Source organism: Stenotrophomonas sp. Ste96 (assembly GCF_024519495.1).
Taxonomy (GTDB): Bacteria; Pseudomonadota; Gammaproteobacteria; order Xanthomonadales; family Xanthomonadaceae; genus Stenotrophomonas; species Stenotrophomonas bentonitica_A.
The window spans coordinates 1220094-1244224 of record NZ_JALJRX010000001.1; the positions used below are offsets into that span (position 1 = coordinate 1220094).

General features: G+C 68.5%; 20 protein-coding genes. 5 read left to right on the top strand and 15 right to left on the bottom strand.

The window, feature by feature from the left end:
- Positions 1-24: 24 nt before the first annotated feature.
- The 3 genes from OC373_RS05545 to gap form a co-directional block, all read right to left on the bottom strand.
- On the bottom strand, positions 25-1380 hold the full coding sequence (locus OC373_RS05545; RefSeq protein WP_261997218.1) for a DUF3999 domain-containing protein: 1356 nt from the start codon (positions 1378-1380) through the stop codon (positions 25-27).
- Positions 1377-4046, bottom strand: coding sequence for a DUF2339 domain-containing protein (locus tag OC373_RS05550; RefSeq protein WP_261997219.1), 2670 nt, complete (start codon positions 4044-4046; stop codon positions 1377-1379). Before OC373_RS05550 ends, OC373_RS05545 begins: the two co-directional genes overlap by 4 nt.
- Before the next feature lie 179 nt (positions 4047-4225).
- On the bottom strand, positions 4226-5227 hold the full coding sequence (gene gap, locus OC373_RS05555) for a type I glyceraldehyde-3-phosphate dehydrogenase (RefSeq protein ID WP_046273181.1): 1002 nt from the start codon (positions 5225-5227) through the stop codon (positions 4226-4228).
- Between the two features lie 200 nt (positions 5228-5427).
- Between gap and OC373_RS05560 the strand changes: the two genes are divergently transcribed.
- Complete coding sequence (locus OC373_RS05560) at positions 5428-6057, top strand: OmpW family outer membrane protein (protein ID WP_070471189.1); 630 nt, start codon at positions 5428-5430, stop codon at positions 6055-6057.
- Positions 6058-6180: 123 nt separating this feature from the next.
- Here the strand turns inward: OC373_RS05560 and OC373_RS05565 are convergent, their stop codons facing one another.
- Positions 6181-6882, bottom strand: coding sequence for an aspartate/glutamate racemase family protein (locus OC373_RS05565; RefSeq protein ID WP_261997220.1), 702 nt, complete (start codon positions 6880-6882; stop codon positions 6181-6183).
- Positions 6883-7003: 121 nt separating this feature from the next.
- Here OC373_RS05565 and OC373_RS05570 point away from each other — a divergent pair, with 121 nt between their 5' ends.
- Both OC373_RS05570 and OC373_RS05575 read left to right on the top strand, forming a co-directional pair.
- Positions 7004-7819, top strand: coding sequence for a S1/P1 nuclease (locus OC373_RS05570; RefSeq protein ID WP_261997221.1), 816 nt, complete (start codon positions 7004-7006; stop codon positions 7817-7819).
- Between the two features lie 10 nt (positions 7820-7829).
- Positions 7830-8642, top strand: a complete 813-nt coding sequence (locus OC373_RS05575; RefSeq protein WP_261997222.1) for an MBL fold metallo-hydrolase — start codon at positions 7830-7832, stop codon at positions 8640-8642.
- A 32-nt stretch (positions 8643-8674) separates the two neighbouring features.
- Here OC373_RS05575 and OC373_RS05580 read toward each other — a convergent pair whose 3' ends face one another.
- The 3 genes from OC373_RS05580 to OC373_RS05590 are packed head-to-tail and all read right to left on the bottom strand — an operon-like array spanning position 8675 to position 10780.
- Entirely contained in the window at positions 8675-9247 is a 573-nt protein-coding gene (locus tag OC373_RS05580) for a hypothetical protein (protein WP_261997223.1), read from the bottom strand.
- Positions 9244-10422, bottom strand: coding sequence for a TonB family protein (locus tag OC373_RS05585; protein ID WP_261997224.1), 1179 nt, complete (start codon positions 10420-10422; stop codon positions 9244-9246). The genes OC373_RS05580 and OC373_RS05585 overlap by 4 nt, the downstream gene beginning before the upstream one ends.
- On the bottom strand, positions 10415-10780 hold the full coding sequence (locus OC373_RS05590; RefSeq protein ID WP_026069888.1) for a BlaI/MecI/CopY family transcriptional regulator: 366 nt from the start codon (positions 10778-10780) through the stop codon (positions 10415-10417). The genes OC373_RS05585 and OC373_RS05590 overlap by 8 nt, the downstream gene beginning before the upstream one ends.
- A gap of 117 nt (positions 10781-10897) precedes the next feature.
- Between OC373_RS05590 and OC373_RS05595 the strand changes: the two genes are divergently transcribed.
- Together OC373_RS05595 and OC373_RS05600 are read left to right on the top strand one after the other, a co-directional pair.
- On the top strand, positions 10898-11455 hold the full coding sequence (locus OC373_RS05595; RefSeq protein ID WP_046274000.1) for a flavin reductase family protein: 558 nt from the start codon (positions 10898-10900) through the stop codon (positions 11453-11455).
- Positions 11456-11486: 31 nt separating this feature from the next.
- The gene (locus OC373_RS05600; protein WP_261997225.1) at positions 11487-13439 is read left to right on the top strand and encodes an acetyl-CoA hydrolase/transferase C-terminal domain-containing protein; all 1953 of its coding nucleotides are present in this window, start codon (positions 11487-11489) and stop codon (positions 13437-13439) included.
- A 198-nt stretch (positions 13440-13637) separates the two neighbouring features.
- On the opposite strand, the gene tkt is transcribed toward OC373_RS05600, so the two are convergent.
- From tkt to OC373_RS05640, 8 genes are all read right to left on the bottom strand, one after another.
- Entirely contained in the window at positions 13638-15647 is a 2010-nt protein-coding gene (gene tkt / locus OC373_RS05605) for a transketolase (protein WP_261997226.1), read from the bottom strand.
- A gap of 151 nt (positions 15648-15798) precedes the next feature.
- Positions 15799-17142 carry a dicarboxylate/amino acid:cation symporter gene (locus OC373_RS05610; protein ID WP_070425818.1) on the bottom strand — a complete coding sequence of 448 codons (1344 nt, stop codon included), beginning with the start codon at positions 17140-17142 and terminating at the stop codon, positions 15799-15801.
- A 67-nt stretch (positions 17143-17209) separates the two neighbouring features.
- Positions 17210-18913: a BatD family protein gene (locus tag OC373_RS05615; protein WP_261997227.1), complete on the bottom strand. Its 1704-nt coding sequence runs from the start codon at positions 18911-18913 to the stop codon at positions 17210-17212.
- Entirely contained in the window at positions 18910-20664 is a 1755-nt protein-coding gene (locus OC373_RS05620) for a tetratricopeptide repeat protein (RefSeq protein WP_261997228.1), read from the bottom strand. The genes OC373_RS05615 and OC373_RS05620 overlap by 4 nt, the downstream gene beginning before the upstream one ends.
- A complete protein-coding gene (locus OC373_RS05625) occupies positions 20661-21668 on the bottom strand; it encodes a VWA domain-containing protein (protein ID WP_261997229.1) in 1008 nt (335 codons plus the stop codon). Before OC373_RS05625 ends, OC373_RS05620 begins: the two co-directional genes overlap by 4 nt.
- A complete protein-coding gene (locus OC373_RS05630) occupies positions 21665-22126 on the bottom strand; it encodes a DUF4381 domain-containing protein (RefSeq protein ID WP_261997230.1) in 462 nt (153 codons plus the stop codon). The genes OC373_RS05625 and OC373_RS05630 overlap by 4 nt, the downstream gene beginning before the upstream one ends.
- Positions 22123-23046, bottom strand: coding sequence for a DUF58 domain-containing protein (locus OC373_RS05635; RefSeq protein WP_261997231.1), 924 nt, complete (start codon positions 23044-23046; stop codon positions 22123-22125). The genes OC373_RS05630 and OC373_RS05635 overlap by 4 nt, the downstream gene beginning before the upstream one ends.
- A 5-nt stretch (positions 23047-23051) precedes the next feature.
- Entirely contained in the window at positions 23052-24074 is a 1023-nt protein-coding gene (locus OC373_RS05640) for a MoxR family ATPase (protein WP_026069886.1), read from the bottom strand.
- Positions 24075-24131 lie beyond the last annotated feature (57 nt).

Sequence of the window (24131 nt, forward strand, 5' to 3'; positions counted from 1 at the left end):
GCCGTACCGACCAATGATCGGTCCCTACCCGTTCCGGTGTGGCTGGCGCAGCAGGCTGAGCGCGAACCCGCCGACGATCAGCACGCCGATCACCAGCAGGGCCCACAGCAGCCACTGCTTCCAGTCGCGCTGCGGGGCCAGCGCAGCATCGCCGGCGAGCACTTCCGGTGCGCCGTGCACGGTGGCCTGTGCCGGCTGCCACTGTGCGCCATGCTGTTGGCGCAGTTGGGCGATCACGGTGGCGACCGGCGCGTCCTGGCGCTCGGCGCGCACGCTGCCGGCGGCCACCGCATACGGCGGCTCGCCCTGGCTGAGGAACACCAGCGTTTCGGGCTGGTAACCGAGCTTGAGCGTTGGCGCCGGCATCGACTGCGGCTGGCCCGCGATCAGTTTCCAGTAACGATCGCGCGTGCTGCGCGTCAGCGGCTGGGTCTGGGATTGGCGGCGGTCGGCGGCGTCCTGCAGCTGATAGGCCACCCACGGGCCTGCGCGCACCTGCCATGGCTGGTCGGCGTCATCGCGGCTCAACAGCGTCCACTGCACCACGCTGTTGTCGGCGGTGGCGATGTCGGCCTGCGCGATCGGGAAGCGCCCATCGAGTTGATATTCAAACTCGCCCGGCTTGCCGGCGGTACCGCTCAACGATTGCCAGCGCCAGGCGATCGCCTGCGCGGTCGGCACCAGCTCGGCCTGCACGGTGGACAGCGCCGGCAACGCATCCGCGCCGATCGGCAGGATCCGGAAATACTTGGCCTGGCGCGCGATCTCGATGCGGCGCTGCTGCAGGCGGCGGCCTTCGTGCTGCAGGTCGACCAGCGGCACATCGTCGGCGATGCGCAGCCAGTCGCGCAGGTCGTTGCTCATTTCCACCCGCACGCGCGCCTGCAGGGGCGCCTGGGCCTGCCAATCCAGGCGCAGTGCCTGCACCCCGGTCTTGAGCGCACTGGCATCGATCAGCCAGCCCGCCGGTTGCCCGGCCGCCCCACCCGGTCCCAGGCGCGCTTCCACCCGGCGCACGCTGCCATCGGTGTTGCGCTCGGTGAGCAACTGCAGGTCATCGCCTGAGGTGCCCGCCATGGGGGGCAACGGGAACCAGGACAGCGTCTGCCATTGCGGTGCCTGGGCCAGCGGCTGGTCGGCCGCGAGCAACGCCGAGGGCAGTGCCTGACCTTGTGCATTGAACACCTGCACATCGGCCAGGCGTGGCGACACCGCGGTGCGGTACACCCCGTCATCCAGGGTCAACCGATATGCACCAGCCTGGGGTTGCGCGAGCTGCAGCGGCCATTGCTGGCGGTACGCCTGGCGGTCATCGGCCGTCTGCGCCAGCGCCGGCAGTGCGAATACGGCAAGGAGGATCAGCGGGCGGAAGGTCTTCAAGGGTGCGGCTCCACGGCAGGGTCCGGCGCGCGGGGCGGCGCCGGTGCCAGATAGCCCACGACCGTGCATAGCAGGCCGTAGGCGATGAAGGAAGAAATGCCGAGCAGGTTGCCCAGATGCTGCCGGTCGATCAGCACCAGCTTGGCCAGCACCACGCCCATCAGCACCGCACCGACCAGCCACAGCGCGCGCTGCCCGCGGCGCGAGCCCCATACCCAGCTGATCACGCCGAGCACGCTCCACACCACGGTCAGGCTGGTCTGGGCAAGGGTGGAGGACCACAGGCGTTCGTTCCACGGCACCCCGCCCCAGTGATGCACGGCGTGCAGGGTGATGCTGGTCAGCGCGACGAAGCCGGCAATGGCCAGCAGCGGAATGCGGAGGGCGCGCAGGCTATCGGGCGCGTGCGCGGACCACAGCCAGCGCGCGGCCAGCACCAGCACCGCCAGCTGCGCCAGCTCCACCGGGTTGAGCAGCGGCAGCCACGGCAACGGCGCGGCGCTGGCCGGAACCAGCAACAGGCCGGCCCAGCTCACGCCCAGCACGGCGAACAAGGTGATCTGCAGCGGGGTGCGCATCGGGTCGAAGCGCTCGCCCAGCGGCACCGTCAGCCAGCGCCAGCGCAACAACGCGACCGCGGTGACCAGCAGCCACGGCAACAGCATCAGGGCCAGGCCCCAGCCCTGCGCCAGCGCAAAGCGATCGGCCAGCCACAGGGTGGCCAGCGACACCACCGAGGGCCACAGCAGCCACCATAGAAACTGCGCCGCCAGCGAGGTGCGGTCGTCGCCCCCGCGCAGGCACCACAGGCTGCGCACGCCCAGCAGCGCGAATACCGCCCAGGCCAGCGCGCCATAGCCGGCGAACGGTTGGTCATGTACATCGGCCTGCCACAGCGCCAACGGGAAGGCGGCCAGCACCATCGCCAGCGTGGTCAGCACCAGCGCACGCGCCGGCCAGCGGCGATGCATCTCGGCGGCCAGCCAACCGGTCACGGCTGCGGCGATCAGCAGCGCATCGGGCTCGGCGCGGTGGGTGACGAAGCGCAGGATCTCGTGACTGAGGCTGCCCAGCCACCACAGCAGGCCCCACAGGTAGTACACGATGGCCGGCGCATCGCGCTGCGCGCGGCGGTAACTGAAGGCAGCGGCAAAACCGGCCAGCGCCAGCAGCAAGCCACTCATGAAGGTCGGGTTGGCGATGGCGGTGGCATCCAGGTGCCAGTAGTCCGCGCCCACGACGAAGCCGAACGCGGCCCCCAGGGTCAGCACTGCCCCGGTGACCTGCGGCAGCCAGCGTTGCTGGCGCAGGCCCAGCCAGGCCAGCGCGGCACCTTCCAGTGCGAACACACTGGCGGTGGCCCGTGCAGACAGCGCCAGCGGCACCGCCAACGTGGCGAAGCCGACCGCGAGTACCGCGTGCGACTGGCCGAGCGCAGCGTAGCGCTCACGCTTGATCAACGCCCACGCCAGGCCTGCATACAACGCAGCCAGTGCCAGCGAACACAACGCCAGCAGCAGGCGGTCGTCATGCAGCAGGCCGGCCTGCAGCGAGAAGGCGATCAGCGGCGTGCCGAACACCAGGCTGCCATCGATCAGGTCGCGCTTTTCCGCACTCTGCCGGCGCGCATAGAGGATCGGGATCAGCAGATAGAAGGCGAAGAACAGCAGCAGGAACGGCTCGGTGCTGGCGAACTTGTCGGCGCTGTACTGGAGCACGCCCCAGGCCGTCCCGATGCCGAAGGTGAAGGCGAAACCGAGCAGGTTCAGGGCGCGCCACGGGCGCCACCAGGCAATCGCCAGGATCGCTGCATTGAGCACGGCGTAATACGAGAACAGCGCGACATGGTTGCCGCTGCCGGTGGACAGCCAGATCGGCGCCATGAAGCCGGCCAGGATGCCGAGCACGGCCAGCGTGCGCGAGTTCTGCACCACCGCCAGCACGCCCATGCCGGCGATCAGCAGCACGCTGAGCACGAAAGCGGGCGCGGCAGGCATCAGGTCATAGCGTTTGAACGCGGCGAAAATGGTCAGCAACAGGATGCCGATCGCCCCGCCCTGCAATGCCAGCGCGAACATGCGCCGGGTATCGCGCTGCACCCAGCCGAACACCAGCCCGGCCAGCGCCGCCACGGCGATGGCGGCCAGCCGCAGCTCGATCGGTGCATTCAACCAGCCCTGGTCGCTGGCGTACTTGAGCAGTGCGGCCACGCCGGCCAGCAGCACCAGCATGCCGATCTTGACCGGCACATTGCCTTCGGTGAACCACTGTTTGAGGGTGCCGACGAGCCGCTCGCCGATGCCGGGGCCCTGCGGTTCGGGCGGGGCGACCGGCTGCGCGGGCGGGGGCGGCAATGGCGGTGGTTGCGCCACGTCGATCACCGGTTCGCTCCTCGGCTCCAGCGCCTCGGCGGCCGTCGTGGAGACAGGCGCAGAGGTGGCCCTCGCGGCGCCGACGGTGTCGACCGATGCCAGGTCGGTCCAGTGCAGCGACGTTTCCCGCTCCGCCGGCGCCGGCGCCGGTGAAGCCTCCCAGGCGGACCCGGCGGCGCGCTGCTCCAGCGCGGCGACGCGTCGGCGCAGCCCGGCGATCATCACCAGCGCCACGATCAGCAGCAGCGGGATCGCCAGCAGTACCAGCACCAGCAGGACAATCAGAGCTTCCATTCCAGGCCATCCTCAAGAGGTCGCCACGGCTGTACCCGGTAGGCACAGTGCCGGCGGCACGCGGGCCATGCTAATGGATCGGCGGCAGGCGCGGGATCAACGCCCCGCAGCGCCTGCCTGAAACGACAGACCCCGGCACGGGGCCGGGGTCTGTGGATTGACGCAGGGGACGCGCGGGCTTACGCCGCGACGACCTTGACCATTTCCAGGCACTTGTTGGAGTAGCCCCACTCGTTGTCGTACCAGGACACCAGCTTGACGAAGGTGCCGTCCAGCGCGATACCGGCATCGGCATCGAACACCGAGGTGTGGGTCTCACCGCGGAAGTCGGTCGCCACGACCTTGTCTTCGGTGTAGCCCAGGATGCCCTTCAGCGCGCCTTCGCTCTGTGCCTTCACTTCAGCGCAGATCTCGGCGTAGGTGGCTTCCTTCTCCAGCTCGACGGTCAGATCGACCACCGACACGTCCGAGGTCGGCACGCGGAAGCTCATGCCGGTCAGCTTCTTGTTCAATTCCGGGATCACCACGCCGACGGCCTTGGCCGCACCGGTGGAGGACGGAATGATGTTTTCCAGGATGCCACGGCCACCGCGCCAGTCCTTGTTGGACGGGCCATCGACGGTCTTCTGGGTGGCGGTCGCGGCGTGCACGGTGGTCATCAGGCCACGCTTGATGCCCCACTTGTCGTTGATGACCTTGGCCAGCGGAGCCAGGCAGTTGGTGGTGCACGAGGCGTTGGAGACGATCGCCTGGCCGGCGTAGGTCTTGTCGTTCACACCGAACACGAACATCGGGGTGTCGTCCTTCGACGGTGCCGACAGGATGACCTTCTTTGCGCCCGCGTCGATGTGCTTCTGCGCGGTTTCCTTGGTCAGGAACAGGCCGGTGGATTCGATGACGACGTCCACGCCGACCTCGTCCCACTTCAGGTTGGCCGGATCGCGCTCCTGGGTCAGGCGGATCTTCTTGCCGTTGACCAGCAGGTCGTTGCCGGAGACTGCCACGTCAGCCTTGAAGCGGCCATGCACGGAGTCGTACTTCAGCATGTACGCCAGGTAATCCGGCTCCAGCAGATCGTTGATGGCGACGATTTCGATGTCATTGCCGAAGTTCAGCACGGCCGAACGCAGCACGTTGCGCCCGATGCGACCGAAACCGTTGATGCCAACCTTGATTGCCATGTTCACAAGCTCCTGCAGCCGCGACGGTGCGGCGCCGATGGAAAGGGGTGTTCATTCTAGCAGGGCCGGACCCGGGCAGGCCCGCGCAAGCCGAATGGGAACCGGTTACAACGGCAAATACCCGGATTGATCCGGATCAAGGCGCGCAACCGCGCGGGCGGCAAAACTGGCCCCATTCCAACCCGCCACGAGACCGTCTCATGCGCAAGACCTCCCCCCTCCTGCTCACCAGCCTGGCCGCCGCCCTGGCGCTGGCCGCCGCCCCGGCCATGGCCCAGTCCAAGGGCGACTGGACGATCGGTGCCGGCGTGCACCAGGTCGCCCCGAAGTCCAACAACGGTTCGCTGGCCGGCGGCACCCTGAAGGTCGATGTCGACAACGACATCAAGCCGACCATCACCGGTGAGTACTTCATCGCCGACAACCTCGGCATCGAGATCCTGGCCGCGCTGCCGTTCAAGCACGACATCAACATCGCCGGCCTGGGCAACGTGGGCAGCACCAAGCACCTGCCGCCGGTGGTGTCGCTGCAGTATCACTTCAACAGCGCGGGCAAGGTCTCCCCGTTCCTGGGTGCCGGCATCAACTACACCACGTTCTTCAGCGAGAAGACCGGCGGCGCGCTGGCCGGCAGCAAGCTGAAGATGGAGGATTCCTGGGGCCTGGCCGCCCATGCCGGCCTGGACTTCGCGATCAATGACAAGGGCTCGCTGCGCGTCGATGTGCGCTGGATGGACATCGACAGCAAGGTCAAGCTCGATGGCGAAAAGATCGGCACCGTCAACATCGACCCGCTCGCCTACGGCGTGTCGTACGTGTTCAAGTTCTGATCGGCGGATCAGAACCCAACCAGGCAACACCCTCGCAGCAAGACAGTTTCCCCGGCTTCGGCCGGGGTTTTTTTTGGACAGGCGCGGCGGTCTGGGGGTCACTGCGGGGCGTGACGCTCGCCGTTACGCTGCGGAAAGCAGATGCCGGGCCGCGGCCTGCGCATGCAGCGTGGTCGTATCGAACACCGGCACGGTTGCATCCTGCGCGCCGACCAGCAGCATGATCTCCGTGCAGCCCAGGATGATGCCCTGCGCGCCGCGATCCACCAGCCGCTGCATGACCGCGCGATACCTCTGGCGCGATGCCGGCAGCACCTGCCCCTGCACCAGCTCCTCATAGATGATCCGGTGCACTGCCGCGCGGTCGTCGGGCTCCGGGACCAGTACCTCCAGGCCATGCGCGTGCGTGAGCCGACCCTTGTAGAAATCGTGTTCCATCGTGAACGCGGTGCCGAGCAGGCCAATGCGCCGCAACCCGGCGCCCTTGATCGCTTCGGCCGTCGGGTCGGCGATGTGCAGCAGCGGAATCGCGATCGCCGCCTGCACCGCATCCGCCATGCGGTGCATGGTGTTGGTGCAGATCACGATGGCAGTGGCTCCGGCGCCCTGCAGGCGTTGGGCCGCATCGATCATCCGCTGCGTGGCACTGTCCCAGTCGCCGGCATGCTGCAGCGCCTCGATCTCGGCGAAATCGAACGACCACAGCAGGATCCGCCCGGAATGCAGCCCGCCCAGCGTGTCGCGCACCTGCTCGTTGATCAGGCGGTAATAGTGGGCCGAGCTTTCCCAGCTCATGCCGCCGATCAGGCCAACGATGTGGGCCATGGGGTCGCTCCTGCGTCCGCCCGATGCCGGGCACCCGCCGAGCCTAGCCGAACCCGAGCGGCACTGCAGCCGGCCAGATCGCGGCAAGCCCGCGCGTGGCCAGCCCGCTAGAATGCCGCGGATGAAAATGCCTTCCCTGCTCCCGGCCACCGCGCTCGCGCTGGCCCTCACCCTTGTTTCCACCGATGCCCTGGCCTGGGGCGCGCAAGGCCACCGCCTGGTGGCGCGGATCGCCGAGACCCGGCTGACCCCGCAGGCCCAGGCCGAGGTGGACCGTCTGCTCGCCGCCGAGCCGGATCCGACACTGCATGGCATCGCCCCGTGGGCCGATCAGCTGCGCGCCAAGGACCCCGGCCTGGGCAAGCGCTCGGCCGGCTGGCACTACGTCAACATCGGCGAAGACGATTGCCACTACGAAGTGCAGAAGCACTGCAGGAACGGCAACTGTGTGGTCGAGGCGCTGAAAGCACAGACCGCGATCCTCGTCGACCGCAGCAGGTCCGATGCCGAACGCGCGCAGGCACTGAAGTTCGTGGTGCACTTCGCCGGTGACATCCACCAGCCGATGCATGCCGGCTACGGCCATGACAAGGGCGGCAACGATTTCCAGGTGCAGTTCAACAACCGCGGTACCAACCTGCATTCACTGTGGGACAGCGGCATGCTGAATGAGCAGACGCTGGACGACGACCAGTACCTCAAGCGCCTGCTGGCCCTGCCCAAGCCGGTGTTCGCAACGCGCTCCAACATCGATGCCGATGCCGTGCAGTGGGCCGAGGCCAGTTGCCGGATCGCGATTGCACCTGGCGTTTACCCGAACAAGCGTACGCTGGCCCCGAGCTATGCGGCGACCTATCGCCCGGTCGCCGAGCGCGAGCTGCGCCTGGCCGGTGAACGCCTGGCGGTGCTGCTCAACGACACCCTGGGCAATCGCTGAGGCCATCACCATGTCACTGCACGTCGCCAGTTTCTTCCATCCGGACAGCCACACTTTCAGCTACGTGGTGCATGACCCGGCGACGTTGCAGGCGGCGGTGATCGATCCCGTGCTGGATTACGACCCGGACACCGATGCATTCGGTGCCGGGCCGCTTCAGCCGCTGCTGGCCCACGTAAGCGCGCACGGCCTGCAGGTACGCTGGCTGCTGGACACCCATGCCCACGCCGACCACGTCAGCGCCGGGCGCTGGCTCAAGCGCCAGTGGCCGGACGCGACCCTGGCCATGGGTGCGGGCATCGTGCAGGTGCAGCGCACCTTCGCACCCCGTTACGCGCTGGAGGTGCCGACCGACGGCTCGCAGTTCGATCATCTGTTCGCCGATGGCGAACGCTTCACGCTCGGTGATATCGACGCCGAGGTGATCGCGGTGCCGGGCCATACCAGTGACAGCGTGGCGTATCGGATCGGCGATGCGCTGTTCACCGGTGATTCGCTGTTCATGCCTGACGGCGGCACCGCCCGCTGCGATTTCCCGGGCGGTGACGCGGCGCAGCTGTACCGCTCGATCCAGCGGCTGCTGGCCTTGCCGGACGCGACCCGTGTGTTCATCTGCCACGACTACGGCCCCGGTGGCCGCGAGGTCGCCAACGAGACCACCATCGGCGCGCAGCGCGCGCACAACATCCACCTGCATGACGGCATCAGCGAAGCCGAGTTCGTGGCCACCCGCCAGGCCCGGGATGCCACGCTGGCCGAGCCTAAATTGATGGAACCCTCGGTGAAAGCGAACATCCAGGGCGGTGCCGTTCGCGGCGGATAGGCATCTCACCGCGTCGTGGGCGCACTGCTTCGCTATTTCGCCGGCGTCCCGCTGCGCACGGTCGCCTTGCCTTTCACGATTTCGAAGGTGAAGGCATACAGCAGGCTCACCGCGACAGGTTCGATGCGCGCGGCACCCTTGCAATCGCCCTGATCCGCTGGAACCTTCCCCTCCGCGAAGTGACACACCGCTGCGGGCACGTACTGCCAGGCCGCCACCGCATCCTGCGCGGACTGCAGCAACGGCGCATTCTCAGGGGCATTGCCAGCGGCGCATTCGTCGCGGTCCTGCACCGGCAGACTTCGCTCCACGCGACCCTGCGCATCGATGACCAACTGCAGGCACACCGTCGTGGGCGCAAGCTCACTGCGCGGATCGCGAGCGCCCAGCACGGGGTCCGGACCTGCATTCAGTTGCGGCATCCGGTAACCCTCTGCAGCCTTCAGCTGATAGCTCGCGACCTGTGCAGCCCCCGTGCCGGTGGTCGGATCCAAGCGCTGGTGACCCACGTTCTCCGCCCGCGTGTCCACTGACGTAAGCGTCTCATGGGTGGCACAGCCAGCCATCAACAGCGCCGCCACTGCCAGGACGGATGACTGCCTCATGGCGTTGGCACCTCATCATCCATGGCGTAGGTGACCGGAATCTTCAGCGCCGAGGCCACCGCCTTGCCATTCCGGATCGCCGGTTCGAAGGTCCACTGTTTCGCGGCAGCGACCGTCGCGTCATCGAATACACCCGCCGGGCTCGCCTGAAGCACGCGCACATTGGTCGCCCTGCCTTCGGTATCCACGTCCACCCTGACCACGACCTTGCCGACGATGCGCTGCTCGGCCGCCGCTTTCGGGTAGGACGGCGGCGGCATCTTGTGCGCGATCGCATCGCGATCAGCGGCGACCGCGGTGCCCTGGCCCGCCCAGGCCACCGTGCCCAGACCCACGCACAACCCGACCACCAGCACCTGCCCGGTCAACCACGGCAATGTCTTCCGCTTGTGTTCCTTCAACATGGCAATCCGCTCCTTCAACATCGGTTGGCTGCGCCAGTGGCAGGCCATCGGGGCAACCGGGTGGACCAACTGCGCCTTGAGCAGCGCGTTGGCGTAGAGCCGGCGCAGTGCCGGATGCGGATCGACCGTGCGGGCGTCGCAGGCCAGTTCCTGGTCACGCAGGAAGCGGCGCGCCGCCCACGGCAGCAACGGGTGGAACCAGAACACGCACCGCAGCGCGGCCAGCGCGGCGTTTGCCCAGGGATCGCCATGACGACGATGGCTGTGTTCGTGGCGCAGGATCAGCTCCTGCTCGGCGGGGCTGAAGCGCTGCTCGAAGTCCGGGCTCACCACGATGCGCGGCCGCCACAAGCCGACCAGCGCCGGCAGGCCCGGATCGCCACTGGCCTGCCAGCTGCCATCCGCGCGCGGTTGCAGCGCGCCCAGGGCATGCTCGAAGCGGCGCTGCGCGCGCCAGCTGATGCCGACCATCGCCACCGCGCCCAGCAACCACACCGTCAACAGCAGTAGCGGCCACTGCGAGGCGTCGGTGGGCACGGCCGGCGCGCGCAGGGCCGAAGCCATGACCATGACCGGGTCCGTTTCAGTCATCGGCAGCCGTGGCAGTGGCAGGTAGGGCGCGACCAGCATCAACGGCAGCAACCACCAGCTGCGGTAAGCCAGCGCTGCGCCTCCGAGGCGCAGCAGCAGCGGCCTGGCCGCGGCCAGCACCAGCGTCGCCAGCGACAGCCACACGCTGGCCTGCAGCAGTCCATCAAGCAGCTCAGTCATGGCCCAGCTCCCGGATCAGCTGCTTCAGCTCGGCGATGTCCTGCGCGCTCAGCTCCCCGCGCTGGCTGAAGTGCGCCACCAGCGGCGCGACGCGACCGTCGAAGACCCGGTCCAGGAAGCCCTCGCTCTGCTCGGCCACCCAGGCCTGGCGCTGCAGCACCGGCGAGTACAGATAGCGGCGCCCATCACGGCTGGCGCTGATCGCGCCCTTGGTCAGCAGCCGGTTGAGCAGGGTCTTGATGGTGGGCTCGGCCCAGTCGCGGCTGGCCAGCGCGGTCACCACCTCGTCAGCGCCCAGCGGATGGCTGCGCCACAACACCTCCATCACCACCGCTTCGGCTTCACTGATCTGGCTCATCATTTACACCCGTAATCGACAAACCGATTACGCCCGTAATCAACCTGGGTGTCAACCCTTCGACAGCCGGTTCATGCAGCCGCTGCCAGCATCGGCGCACGCCCCACGGAGCCCTCGATGAGACGCTACCGAAAATTCGACTACCCGGTCGACGATGTGCGCCGCTTCCTGGAGCCGGGCCCGATCGTGCTGATCAGCTCGGCCTGGAAAGGCCAGCGCAACATCATGACCCTGGGCTGGCACATGGTGCTGGAGTTCACGCCCTCACGGCTGGCCACGATGATCTCCAGCGGCAACCACAGCTTCGAGCTGATCCGCCGCAGTGGCGAATGCGTCATCAATGTGCCCACCGCCGAGATGCTCGATACGGTGGTGGGCATCGGCAACAGCAGCGGCGCGGAGATCGACAAGTTCGACCACTTCGGCCTGGAGGCGGTGGCCGCCACGGAGGTCGCCGCCCCCCTGATCGCCCAGTGCCACGCCAGCTTCGAGTGCCGGCTGGCAGACCGCAGCCAGATCAAACGGCATGGCCTGTTCATCTGGGAGGTCGTCAAAGCGCACGTCGCGCGCTCCCCGAAAGTGCCGCGCACGGTGCATTACCGCGGCGATGGCCAGTTCATGCTTTCCGGCGATGAAGTCTCGCGTCGCCGTCTGTTCAAACCGGAAATGCTGTAATGACCCGCATGATTTCGCAGGATAGCGCCGCATGACCGAACACCTGACCGACCTGGACGCCGCCGTCGAGTGGCTGCTGCAGCGGGTCGATGGCCCCCTGCGCATTGGCGCCCCGCTCGCACTGGGCAAGCCGCACCGGCTGCTCAACGCGCTGTATGCCCGTGTTGAACACGATGCCTCGCGGCCGCTGCAGCTGTATACCGCGCTGTCGCTGAATCCACCGCGTGGCGGCGCCGGGCTGGAAGCGCGCTTCATGACGCCCTTCGCCGAGCGTCATTTCGGTGCGGAGTTCCCGCGCCTGGCCTACGCCGATGCCATGGTGCGCGACCAGCTGCCGGCGCATGTGCAGGTGGAAGAGTTCTACATGCAGTCCGGTGCGCTGCTCAATTCCTCGCAGGCGCAGCGCAGCTACACCAGCCTCAACTACACCCATGCCGCCGATGCGGTGGCGCAGCGCGCGCCGCATGCGATCGTGCAGAAAGTGGCGATGCGCGCGAACGACCGGCGCCTGTCGCTGTCGTGCAACAACGACATCACCCAGGACACGCTGGATGCGATGGTCGCGCGCGGGCTGCCACGCCCGTTGATGATCGCCGAGATCGATCCGCAGCTGCCCTACCTGGCCGGTTCGGCCACGGTGGATGTGTCGTTCTTCGATCTGGTGATCACGCCACCGGGGCCCTACCCGGACCTGTTCGGCCTGCCGCGCCAACCGGTGAGCGATGCCGACTATGCGATCGGCCTGTACGCCAGCACGCTGGTGCGCGATGGCGGCACGCTGCAGATCGGCATCGGTACGCTGGCCGATGCGCTCAGCCATGCGCTGGTGCTGCGGCATACCGACAACGCCCGCTACCGGCAGATCCTGCAGGCGCTCGATCCCGGCCTGGCCAGCAACCCCACCGTCCTTGAGTGCGGTGGCCTGGAGCCGTTCGAGATCGGCCTGTACGGTTGCAGTGAGATGCTCAACGAGGGCTTCCGCCGGCTGGTCCAGACCGGGGTGATCCGGCGCAAGGTGCACGACGATCTGGCGCTGCTGCAGCGGATCGAGAACGGCACCGCCTGGACCACCGACTACGCCACGCTCGAGGCCGAGGGCGAGTATCTGCACGGCGCGTTCTACCTGGGCTCGCCGGAGTTCTACCAGTGGCTGCGCGACCTGCCCGAGGAGGAGCGCAGCGCGATCGGCATGCGCCGCATCAGTGAGATCAACCAGCTCTACGGCGGCGATGAAACGCTGGAGCGGATGCAACGCCGCGATGCGCGCTTCTTCAACTCCTGCATGATGGCCACCGCGCTCGGCGCGGCCGTTTCCGATGCGCTGGAAGACGGCCGTGTGGTCTCCGGCGTGGGCGGCCAGTACAACTTCGTGGCGATGGCCCATGCTCTGCCCGGTGCACGCAGCGCGCTGATCTTCCGTGCCACCCGCGAGGACAAGGGCACGCTGCAGTCCAACGTGCGCTGGAACTACGGGCACACCACGATTCCGCGGCATCTGCGCGACCTCTACATCAACGAGTACGGCATTGCCGACCTGCGCAACATGACCGACGAGGACTGCGTGATCGCGATGGCCGCGATCACCGATGCGCAGTTCCAGGCCGCCTTGCTGGACAAGGCGAAAGCCTCGAAAAAGCTGGCCGCCGGGTTCACTGCGCCCGACGATGGGCGGCGCAACACCGCGGCCGAAGTCAGCGCGGCACTGGCGCCATTCCGCCAGTCCGGCCTGCTGCCGGACTATCCGCTGGGCAGTGATTTCACCGAAGTCGAGCAGCATCTGGTCAAGGCGCTGGGCTGGCTCAAGCAGAACACGCAGACACCGATGACCAAGCTGCGCACGGTGCTGTCTGCGCTGACGCAACCGGCCGGCGATGGCGACCAGGCCTATCTGCAGCGGATGGGGCTGGAAGCGCCGAAGTCGTTCGGCGAACGCATCGAAGCGCGGTTGGTGCGCTTGGGCTTGGCGCGCACCGCAGCCGGGTGATGGAGATCCACGCCCTGCGTGGATGCGTGGTGATCACGCGTCAGCCATGGTCGAGGGTTGCGCCGACAGCATCCACGCATGGCGGGGATCTACCCTCGATCAAGGATGGCGTGGTGTTTGCCCTTCAACAAACGAAAAGGCCGGGGAATCTCCCCGGCCTTTCGCGTTGCAGCTACCGGGCATCGCCCGGCGCCACGATCAGTTCGCCAGCTGCGCCTTGGCCGCGGCCACGACGTGCTCGGCGGTGATCCCGAAGTGCTTGTACAGCGCTTCGGCCGGGGCCGAGGCACCGAAGGTGTCGATACCGACCACCGCACCGTCCAGGCCTACGTACTGGCGCCAGAAACCGGTGACGCCGGCTTCCACGGCCACGCGGTTGCGCACGGCGTTGGGCAGCACGGACTCGCGGTAGGCGGCGTCCTGGCGCTCGAACACGTCGGTGGACGGCATCGACACCACGCGGGTCTTGATGCCGGCGGCATCCAGTTCCGCCTTGGCGGTCACGGCCAGGCCCACTTCCGAACCGGTGCCGATCAGGATCACGTCCGGCACGCCGCCTTCGGCGTCGGCCAGCACGTAGCCACCGCGCGCGATCTGCGCGACCTGTTCGGTGCTGCGCGGCTGGTGCGGCAGGTTCTGGCGGCTGAAGACCAGGCAGCTCGGACCATCCTTGCGGGTGATCGCCGACTTCCAGCTGACCGCCGATTCGACCGCATCGCACGGGCGCCACACATCGTTGTTGGGGATGTAGCGCAGCGAGGCCAGGTGCTCCACCGGCTGGTGGGTCGGGCCGTCTTCGCCGAGGCCGATCGAATCGTGCGTGTACACGTGGATGGCGTGGGCCGGGATCAGCGCGCTCATGCGCACGCCGTTGCGGGCGTAATCGCTGAACACCAGGAAGGTGGCGTCGAAGGGAATGAACCCGCCATGCAGGGCCAGGCCGTTGGCGATCGCGGTCATGCCGAACTCGCGCACGCCGTAATAGACGTAGTTGGCGTTCGGGTCATCGGTGGCGACCGACTTGCTGGCCTTCCACAGGGTCAGGTTGGAGTGCGCCAGATCGGCCGAACCACCCACCAGCTCCGGCAGCAGCGGCGCGAACGCTTCGATCGCCAGCTGCGAGGCCTTGCGCGAGGCGATGGTCTGGCCGTCGGCCTGGACCTGGGCGATGTAGGCATCGGCCTTGGCAATGAAATCGGCCGGCAGCTCGCCGTGTGAACGACGGATCAGCTCATCGGCTTCGGCCGGGTACTGCGCGGCGTACTTGTCGAACTGCTGCTCCCACTCGGCCTGGCGCAGGGTGCCGGTACCGCCGGCACGCCAGCCGGCGTAGATCTCTTCCGGGATCTCGAACGGGCCGTACGGCCAGCCCAGCTGCTTGCGGGTCGCTTCCAGCTCGTCCTTGCCCAGCGGGGCGCCGTGGCTGGATTCCTTGCCGGCCTTGCCCGGCGAACCGAAGCCGATGGTGGTGCGGCAGCAGATCAGGGTCGGCTTGTCGAACTGCGACAGCGCGCTGTCGATGGCGGACTTGATGCTCTCCGGGTCGTGGCCATCGACGCCGCGCACCACGTTCCAGCCATAGGCTTCGAAACGCTCGGGGGTGTTGTCGGTGAACCAGCCATCGGTGTTGCCGTCGATGGAGATGTGGTTGTCGTCCCAGAAGCAGACCAGCTTGGACAGGCCCCAGGTGCCGGCCAGCGAGGCGGCTTCATGCGAGATGCCTTCCATCAGGCAGCCGTCGCCCAGGAACACCCAGGTGCGGTGGTCGACGATCTCGTGTTCGGGGCGGTTGTAGCGCTGCGCCAGCAGCTTCTCGGCCAGGGCGAAGCCCACGGCGTTGGCCAGACCCTGACCCAGCGGACCGGTGGTCGTCTCCACGCCGGGGGTTTCATGGTGCTCGGGGTGGCCGGCGGTCTTGCTGCCCAGCTGGCGGAACTGCTTGAGCTGCTCGATCGGCAGGTCGTAGCCGCTCAGGTGCAGCAGCGCGTACTGCAGCATCGAGCCATGGCCGTTGGACAGCACGAAGCGGTCGCGGTTGAACCACTTGGGATTCTTCGGGTTGTGACGGAGATAGTCGTTCCAGAGCACTTCGGCGATGTCGGCCATGCCCATCGGCATGCCGGGATGACCGGACTTGGCGGTTTCGACCGCATCAGCGGCAAGGAAGCGGATGGCGTTGGCCAACTGGCGGCGGGTAGGCTGCGTCATGGTTCTGTCGGAGTCGGGAGGCTCCCGCGGAGCTGCGGGCAGCCCATTGTCCCACAGGTGATCGGCGGGGTCAGGCCGAAGACAGGCCAGGCCCTTAACGACGACGCCCCGCACAGGGCGGGGCGTCAGGGCAGCTCGGGCCTGTGCAGGCTCAGTCGCGCGGGGCCGGCGCAGGGGCCGGGGCCACCGTGGCCACGACCGGACCATCGTCCACCTCGCCCTTGGCCACCAGGGTGGTCAGGGCCAGATCGCCGGTGACGTTCAGCGCGGTACGGCACATGTCCAGGAAGTGGTTCACGCCCAGGATCAGGCCGATGCCCAGCGGGTTCACGCCCACCATCGCGCAGATCATGGCCACCACCGGCAGCGAGCCGGAGGGCACGCCGGCGGTGCCGATGCCGCCCAGGATGCAGACCGCCATCACCATGAACTGCTGGCCGATGCTCAGGTCCACGCCGAAGAACTGCGCCAGGAAGATCACCGTCACGCCCTCGAACAGCGCGGTGCCGTTCTGGTTGGCGGTGGCGCCCACGGTCAGCACGAAGCGCGAGACCTTCTGCGGCAGGCCCATCTGGTCGGCCACGCGCAGCGCGGTCGGCAGGGTGGCGTTGCTGGACGCGGTCGAGAAGGCCATCACGGTGGCCTCCTGGGTGTCGCGGAAGAACGCAAGCGGCGAGCGGCCGGACAGCCACACCGCGACGCCGTAGGTCACCACCATGTGCAGGCCCAGCGCCAGCACCACCACGCCGACGTAGGCGCCCAGGCGGATGATCAACTCGAAGCCGAACAGCGCGGCCAGGTTGAACATGAAGCAGGCCACCGCGTACGGGGCCAGGCGGATGACCAGGTTGATCAGGGTCATCGAGATTTCGAAGATGCCTTCGATGGCGCGACGCAGCGGGGCGACCTTTGCCTCGTCGGTCAGCACCATGCCGATGCCGAACATCAGCGCGAAGAACATCAGCGAGAGGATGGCGCCATTGCTGGAGGCCGCCTCGACCACGTTGCTCGGCACGATCGACAGCAGCATGTCCATGCCCTTGGGCGTGCCATGGATGCCAGCGACGATTTCCTTGCTGCGCTCGGCATTCTCGGTGAGCATCTGCGCGGCCACGACCGGGTCCACGCCTGCGCCGGGCTTGAGCACGTTGACCAGCACCAGGCCGATGCCCACGGCGATGCCGGAGAGCAGGATGGTGTAGGCCAGCGTCTTCCAGCCGATGCGGCCGAGGGCGCGGATGTCGCCCATCTCCGACACGCCCATGATCAGCGCCGAGAAGATCAGCGGCACGATCAGCATGAAGATCAGATTGAGGAACAGGCCCGAGGCCGGCGTGGTGATGTAGTCCATCACCCATTTGGCTGCGGCCTGCAGGCCGTCGATACTGCCACCGAGCGCATGGACGGTCAGCCCGAGGACCAGGCCGATGATGAAGCCAATGCCCATTTTCCAGTGCAAAGGCAGTTTCTGCCGGGTCGTTGCGGCCTCAGTCATGGAGCGGCGTTCCTCGAAAAAATGAAATCAGCTTAGCAAAGGCGGCCGCCCTGACCGACACGCCTTTTTATGAATGCGCAGATGGGTACAGCGGCGCCAGGCCATTGTTCTGCGTGGCCGCAGGGGGCCGCCAGTGCGGTCCGTCATGGAAGGCGCGGCGCAGATCCTGTCGGGCCTGGCCGACATCGCCGCCCTGCCCGCCCCAGCGGACCTGCTGCATCTGGACCAGCGCCGCCCGCTGCTGTGCGTCGTCGAGGCGCTCGAGCACCTGCTCGAACGTCTGCACACCGCCCATTCCCGCCAGCACCGCGATGATCTCGTCCAATCCGCCGGCTTCCATCGCCCGGCGCAGGTCGGCGCGGGTGTACGGACTCCCCGACGCGGTGATGGATACGACCCCCTCGGTGCCCCGCACGACCGCCGGCCGCCGCCGTCGGCGCCAGCCCCAGGCCAGGGTCAACAGCCACAGCACGGCCAGGCCGGCCGACAGGGCGATCCAGCCCCAGGGACGTGGCGCGGTCTGCGCAGGCGCCAACTGCAGATCGGTGGACGCCGTGGCCGGCTCACCCGGCAGGGCCGAGGTGGTGTCCACCGGCAGGGGCGCTGTCGCACTGCCGCCCACGCCGGCGGCGATATCCAGCTGCAGGTCCGGCAGGCTCGCGTTGCGCGGCTGACCGGCCGCCACGTCCCACCACGCCATGCGCAGCCCCGGCACCGTCAGCGCACCGGCCTGGCGCGGCACGATCGCGAAGCGCCGGGTCAGCGTGAGCTGCGGCGTGCTGCCGTTGAAGGTTTCATCGAACTGCGGCGGCTCGGCGAAGACCTGCGCACCTGGCCCGACATCGGGCACCGGCAGCTCCGGGAACTGCGCCTTGGTCGCGCCCTCGGCCACGGCCTCGACCACGATGGTGGCCGCTTCTCCGGCACGGCCGGTGGTGGGCGCGGCGGTGTAGCGCAGGCGCAGCCCATGCAGCGGCAGCCACGGCTGCGGGGCAGACGCGGGCTGCGCCTGGACCTGCAGCGTGCGCTCGGCCGACGCGGCGCGCAGGCGGCCATCGCCACCGAACATGTCGTTGAAAAAGCCGCCCGCGCTGCGCCCGTTGAACTGGGCCGCCGGCAGCACCAGCGCTCCGCTGCGCTCGGGGATCAGCAGGAAACGACGTTCCACCACGTTGTAGCGGCGGCCATTGACCTCGCGCACCAGGGTGCGGTCTTCGCCCACCCGCTGCAGCGATGCACCGGCCGGCGTATCGAGCACCAGTTCACCGCTGAGCAGTTGCGCGGCGTAGAACAGGCGCACCACCACGCCGACACTCTGCTGCACGTACGGCGTCGGATCATCGACCTCGGTTTCCAGGAACACGGCGGCATTGCCCGTGGCCGCGGCGGGGGCCGATGCGCTGCTCGCACCGACCTGCAGCGTCAGCGGCTGCGTACGGCTGCTGCCAACCTGCAGGGCAGGAACCTGCAGCGTGCCGCTCCGCTTCGGGCTGAGCGCCACCGCGTACAACGCGCGCGAGGTCATCGCGCCATTGCTCCACTGCACCTGGCGGCTGCTGGTCTGGCTGCTGAGATCGAAGTCGGTCCGCAGCGGTGCATAGTCCGGCGCACCACCGCCCGCATCGGATTCAATGTTGAGCGTGACGGTGTCGCTGTCGGTGATCTGGTCACGATCAAGCCATGCCCGGGTCTGTGCCTGCGCGGCCAGGCTCGCGCACAGCAGCAGGACGAGCCCGGCGCGCAACCAGCGCTGTATCGTGGAGTGTGTCATCGCCCTTCCCGTTTCCTGCGTTCGTTTTCCAGCTGGAACTTGGCCCGCAGCAGGCTGCCCGGATCATCCGGTACCCGCCGCATCCAGGCCTCGACCGCCTGCTGCTGCTCACGCTGCTGCGGGGTGCCACTGACCTGGCCCTCGGCCTTGTCGTTGCCGTCGTTGTTCCCTTGGCGCTGCATCGCCTGCTGCATGCGCTCGCGCTGGGCGGCGTCGGCCTCGGCCTGCGCCTGGCTGTCGGCGGCCTGCGGTGACTTCTCGCCCTGGGAGCGGCCATCCTTCGGATCACCGGACGAGGGCGGCGGTGACTGCCCCGGTTGGCCCTGGTTCTGCGGCGGCGAACCGTCACCCTCCTTGCCCTGTCCCTGCTGCCCCTGATTCGTGCCTGCGTCGGGCTTTTCGGGCGGGTTCTTTCCGTCCTTCTGATCGTTGTTCTGGTCGTTGTTCTGCGGCGGCTTGCGCTTCCGGGCGGCGTCGACCGCGGCGCGGTTGGCCACCGCATCGGCCATGCCGGGATGCTTCTTCAAGGCGCGGTCATAGGCTTCGATCGCCGCGTCGTACTGCCCCTGGCGCGCCAATGCGTTGCCGAGGTTGTACCAGCCGGCGTCGGTGTCGATGCCCTCGAACTGCTGCTGCGCGGCCTTGAAGTCGCCCTTGCGGTACGCATCCACGCCGCTGGACAAGCGTTGCTGATCGACCTGGTCGGCGCGTTGCCACCACGTTCCTTCGGCGGCGTGCGCCGTCGTGGGCAGCGCCATCGGCACTGCCGCCATCATCACCAGCACCGCCAGTGCGCCTCGCCGCCGGAACGCAAACAGGGCCAACACCATCAGCGGCGGCAGCAGCCAGAAACCTTCATCGCGCCAGGTGCGGCCCTGTCCTTCGCGGCTGTCATCGGCACTGACCCGCGGGATCAACACGTCCAGCGCGGCCAGATCCTTGTCGTCGGAGGCGATGCGGGCATAGCGACCGCCGCCGCGGCTGGCGACGCCGCGCAGGGTGCCCTCTTCCAGCCGCGCGGGCACGATCTGGCCTTCGCCATTGCGGTAGGCCGCGCCCTGCGGCGTACCCAGGCCGAGCACGGAGACCACGAAACCCTGCGCGCGTGCCGAGGCCGCCGCCTGTTCTGCATCGGCATCGGCGCGATCGGTCAGCAGCAGAATGTCGCCACCGCGTGCGCCGGATTGCTGCAGCAGCTTCACCGCCGTTTCCAGCGCACGGTCCGCGCGCTGGCCATCGCGTGGCATCACGTCCGGTGCCAAGGCATCCAGGTACAGGGCGACATTGGCCATGTCGTCGGTCAGCGGCGCCACCGTGTAGGCGTCATCGGCGTACACCAGCAGGGCGACTTCACCGCCCTGGCGTTCGCGCAGCAGTGTGGCCAGTTTGGCGCGTGCCTGGAGCAGGCGCGACGGTGGCAGATCGGTCGCGGTCACCCGAGAAGAGAGATCCAGCGCAACCACCAGCGGCGACGGCGTCTGCCACAACGGTTGGGCGACCTGCCGCCACGAGGGACCGGCCAGGGCCACGATCGCGATCACCGTACCGGACAGCAACAGCACCAACCCACCCCAGGCGCGACGGTCGCGGCCGACCAGCAGGTGGCGCAGCAGATGCGCATCCACGGTCTGCCGCCACACGTTGGCCCGGCGCCGGCGCAACCACCAGATCGCCACCAGCAGCGGCAGCGCGAGCAGCGCCCACAGGGCCTCGGGGCGCATGAAATGCAGGGCGTTCCAGCTCGCGCTCATATCCAGCGCCTCGGCAGCAGCCAGGCCAGGCCGGCCAGCAGCAACGCCAATGCCAGCGGCGGCGCGTAGCGCTCGATCCGCGGCCGCACCGCCGGGCCCGTCGATTTGACCGGTTCCAGCCGCTCCAGCTCGGCATAGATGCCGGCCAGCTCATCGGTATTGCGCGCGCGGAACGAGCGGCCACCGGTGAGCGCGGCAATCCTGTTCAAGGTCGCCTCGTCCACCGGGTCGTCGCCCGGCGCGATCTGCACGCCGAACAGACTGATGCCGCCATCGCCGCCGAAGGCCACGGTGTAGACGCGCACGCCTTCGGCCTGGGCGAGTTCGGCCGCGCGCAGCGGTTCGAGGACGCCGGCATTGCTGACGCCGTCGGTGAGCAGGATCAGCACGCGCTGGCCCTGGGGTTGTTCGCGCAGGCGTTTGACCGCCAGCGCGATCGCATCGCCGATCGCCGTCTCGCGCCCGGCCAGGCCGACCACGCTGTCGCGCAGCTGGTCACGCACGCTGGTGAGGTCGGCGGTCAACGGCGTGAGCGTGTAGGCGCGCTCGCCGAAGATCAGCAGGCCGACACGATCGCCGACGCGGCGGTCCAGGAAGTCGGCGAGCACCGCCTTGGCCGCGGTCAGCCGCTCGACCACCTGGTTGCCGAGCATCATGTCCGCCTCGCTCATGCTGCCGGACACATCCACTGCCAGCATCATCTGCCGGCCCTGCTGTGGCGGCGCCACTGCATCGCCGAGCTGCTGCGGCCGCGCGGCGGCCACGCACAGGCAGGCCCAGGCCAGCCACAGCAATGCACGCCCCAGCCGTGGCCCCGCACCGCCCGGGGCAGCACCGAGCGACTGCAGCTGGTCGGCGGCATAGGGCACCCGCAGCGCGGCGCCCGCGCCGGGGCGCGACGGCCACCAGCGCATGAGGATCGGCAACGGCAGCGCCAGCAGCATCCAGGGCCAGGCCAGGCTGTCGACCCAGCTCAACCACGTCGGCAGCGTGATCGCGATCATCGGCGCCGCTCCGTAAGCAGCGACAGATAACGGCGGCGCGCGAGCACGCGCAGCCGCTGCACCGCCTCGGCATCCACGCTTGGCCGATAGCCACCGTCCAGCAGCAGCGCGCCGTCGCCGTCGGAGAAGGCGCGGCTGTTGTTCTCATCCAGGAACGCCAGCCACGCCGGCCCCTGCAGACGCTCCGCGCCTGGCTGGTACCGGCGCGCCGCACGGCGCAGCAGGGAAGCGATCGCAGCAACCTGCAGTACCGGCGAGCCGGCGTGGTCGACCTCGGCATCGAACAGCTCCAGCCACCGCTGGCGCGCGCGCCGCGCACGCCACTGCCAGACCCAGATCGCGACCACCACCAGCACGAGCGCGGCGAACACCAGCCACCAGCCCGGTGCGGGCGGCCACCATGGCGGTGACGGCGGCAGCTGCACATCACGCAGCGGCAGCGACGCGGCCGCGCTCATGCCACCACCGCGGTCGGCAGCGGGCTCAACCAGCTGTCGCTGGCGTCATCGGTAGAGACCACGTGCACCTGGATCCGGCGTGCGGACAAGGTGGTCTGCAATGCATCCAGTGGCGCGACGAATCGTTCGCGCCAATGCTCGCGCACCGCCGCATTGCCCAGATCAAGCAGGACGCGACGTCCCTGCGAGAGGAAGGGCAGCGCATCGGCGGGAGGTGCCCGTTCCAGCGGATCGACCAGCAGCATCACCACCACTTCGTGGTGCATGGCCAGCGCAGCCCAGCGGGCAACGGTGATGGTGGAGGCGCGCGCCGGATCGGCCAGCACGACCACGCGTGCGCCAGGACGCAGCAACCGGGCCGCCTGCTCCAGCGCACGATCCAGCCCGGCATCTTCGGCAGGCGGTTCGGCATACCAGCGGGTCAGGGCATCCAGCACGCGCAGCACCCCGCGGGTGCCACCGGCCGGTGCGATCGGCGGTTCCTGGGTACTGCCCCGCACGGCGGCGAGGCGATCGCCCTGGCGCTGCGCCAGCCAAGCCGCGACCGCGCCGACGCGTGCGGCCTGCACGGATTTGAAGCGGACCCGGGTGCCGAAATACAGCACCGGATCGGTGTCGGCGACCAGCAGTGTCAAACGTTCGCGCTCGGCCTGGAACAGCTTGGTGTGGGCCCGCCCGGTGCGCGCGGTGACCCGCCAGTCGATATGCCGCGCATCATCTCCCGGCACGTAGTCGCGGGACTCGGCGTACTCCATGCCCCGGCCACGCGCCGGTGACGGCGCACTGCCGGCATGACCGAGGCGGCCACGGCGTGCCGGCGGTGCGCGATGCGCACTGCGGCGCAGCGCCACCAGCTCGGCCAGGCTCGGTCGCAGGCCATCGCCCTCCAGCGGCGTGGCCGTATGCACGGGGGTCTCCATCGCGCTCAGGGCGCCGGCACGCGGGCCAGCAGCTCGGCGACCAGGCGCTCGCCATCCCAGCCTTCGGCGGTGGCTTCATAGCTGGGCAGCACGCGGTGGCGCAGTACATCCGGCGCCACGTTGCGCACATCGTCCGGGGTGACGAAGTCACGCCCGGCCAGCCAGGCGCGCGCACGCGCACAGCGTTCCAGCGCGATCGAGCCACGCGGGCTGGCGCCCCAGGCGATGCGCCGGGCCAGCGCCGGGTCGTAGCGGGCGGCATCGCGCGAGGCCAGCACGATCTCGATCAGGTAACGCTCCAGCGCCGGTGCCACGTGCAGCGACAGCACCGCCTTGCGCGCGGCGAACACATCGCTCAGCGGCATGCGGGCCGGCGCGGCGGCCGGCGTGGACAGCGCCTCGCGGGCGCGCTCGCGGGCCAGGCGCAGGATTTCGGTCTCCGCATCCGAATCGGGATAGCCGATCCGCACATGCATCAGGAAGCGGTCCAGCTGGGCTTCGGGCAGCGGGAAGGTGCCTTCCTGCTCGATCGGGTTCTGCGTGGCCATCACCAGGAACAGCGAGGGCAGCGGATAGGTATGCCGGCCCACGGTGACCTGGCGCTCGCCCATGGCTTCGAGCAGCGCGGACTGCACCTTGGCCGGGGCGCGGTTGATTTCGTCGGCAAGCAGGATGGGATGGAAGATCGGGCCGGGCACGAACTCGAACCGCCCTTCCTGCGGGCGCCAGATTTCGGTACCGGTGAGGTCGGCCGGCAGCAGGTCCGGGGTGAACTGCACGCGCGAGAAATCCGCATCCAGCCGGGCGGCCAGGGCACGGATCGCGGTGGTCTTGGCCAGGCCCGGGGCGCCTTCAACCAGCAGGTGGCCATCCGCCAGCAGTGCGGTCAGCAGGCGCTCGACGAGCGCGCTCTGGCCGACGATTTCGGACGACAGACCATCGCGCAGCGCGCGGAAGGCATCGTGCAGGCGGTCGTGCTCCACCGGAGCGGGCGTGGGGGTATCGGGCATGGGGGGCGGCAGATTCATGGCATCCATGTGACCTCCACGGTGGGCAGAGGTTCCATCGCCATGATGGCAGGACAG

Bases quoted from the DNA above. Each gene is read 5' to 3' on its own strand.
- tkt (WP_261997226.1), bottom strand. From the start codon at position 15,647: ATGACGCAGCCTACCCGCCGCCAGTTGGCCAACGCCATCCGCTTCCTT.
- OC373_RS05610 (WP_070425818.1), bottom strand. From the start codon at position 17,142: ATGACTGAGGCCGCAACGACCCGGCAGAAACTGCCTTTGCACTGGAAA.
- gap (WP_046273181.1), bottom strand. From the start codon at position 5,227: ATGGCAATCAAGGTTGGCATCAACGGTTTCGGTCGCATCGGGCGCAAC.
- OC373_RS05620 (WP_261997228.1), bottom strand. From the start codon at position 20,664: ATGAGCGCGAGCTGGAACGCCCTGCATTTCATGCGCCCCGAGGCCCTG.
- OC373_RS05615 (WP_261997227.1), bottom strand. From the start codon at position 18,913: ATGACACACTCCACGATACAGCGCTGGTTGCGCGCCGGGCTCGTCCTG.
- OC373_RS05575 (WP_261997222.1), top strand. From the start codon at position 7,830: ATGTCACTGCACGTCGCCAGTTTCTTCCATCCGGACAGCCACACTTTC.
- OC373_RS05640 (WP_026069886.1), bottom strand. From the start codon at position 24,074: ATGAATCTGCCGCCCCCCATGCCCGATACCCCCACGCCCGCTCCGGTG.
- OC373_RS05550 (WP_261997219.1), bottom strand. From the start codon at position 4,046: ATGGAAGCTCTGATTGTCCTGCTGGTGCTGGTACTGCTGGCGATCCCG.
- OC373_RS05595 (WP_046274000.1), top strand. From the start codon at position 10,898: ATGAGACGCTACCGAAAATTCGACTACCCGGTCGACGATGTGCGCCGC.
- OC373_RS05590 (WP_026069888.1), bottom strand. From the start codon at position 10,780: ATGAGCCAGATCAGTGAAGCCGAAGCGGTGGTGATGGAGGTGTTGTGG.
- OC373_RS05585 (WP_261997224.1), bottom strand. From the start codon at position 10,422: ATGACTGAGCTGCTTGATGGACTGCTGCAGGCCAGCGTGTGGCTGTCG.
- OC373_RS05565 (WP_261997220.1), bottom strand. From the start codon at position 6,882: ATGGCCCACATCGTTGGCCTGATCGGCGGCATGAGCTGGGAAAGCTCG.
- OC373_RS05570 (WP_261997221.1), top strand. From the start codon at position 7,004: ATGAAAATGCCTTCCCTGCTCCCGGCCACCGCGCTCGCGCTGGCCCTC.
- OC373_RS05580 (WP_261997223.1), bottom strand. From the start codon at position 9,247: ATGAGGCAGTCATCCGTCCTGGCAGTGGCGGCGCTGTTGATGGCTGGC.
- OC373_RS05635 (WP_261997231.1), bottom strand. From the start codon at position 23,046: ATGGAGACCCCCGTGCATACGGCCACGCCGCTGGAGGGCGATGGCCTG.
- OC373_RS05600 (WP_261997225.1), top strand. From the start codon at position 11,487: ATGACCGAACACCTGACCGACCTGGACGCCGCCGTCGAGTGGCTGCTG.
- OC373_RS05560 (WP_070471189.1), top strand. From the start codon at position 5,428: ATGCGCAAGACCTCCCCCCTCCTGCTCACCAGCCTGGCCGCCGCCCTG.
- OC373_RS05625 (WP_261997229.1), bottom strand. From the start codon at position 21,668: ATGATCGCGATCACGCTGCCGACGTGGTTGAGCTGGGTCGACAGCCTG.
- OC373_RS05630 (WP_261997230.1), bottom strand. From the start codon at position 22,126: ATGAGCGCGGCCGCGTCGCTGCCGCTGCGTGATGTGCAGCTGCCGCCG.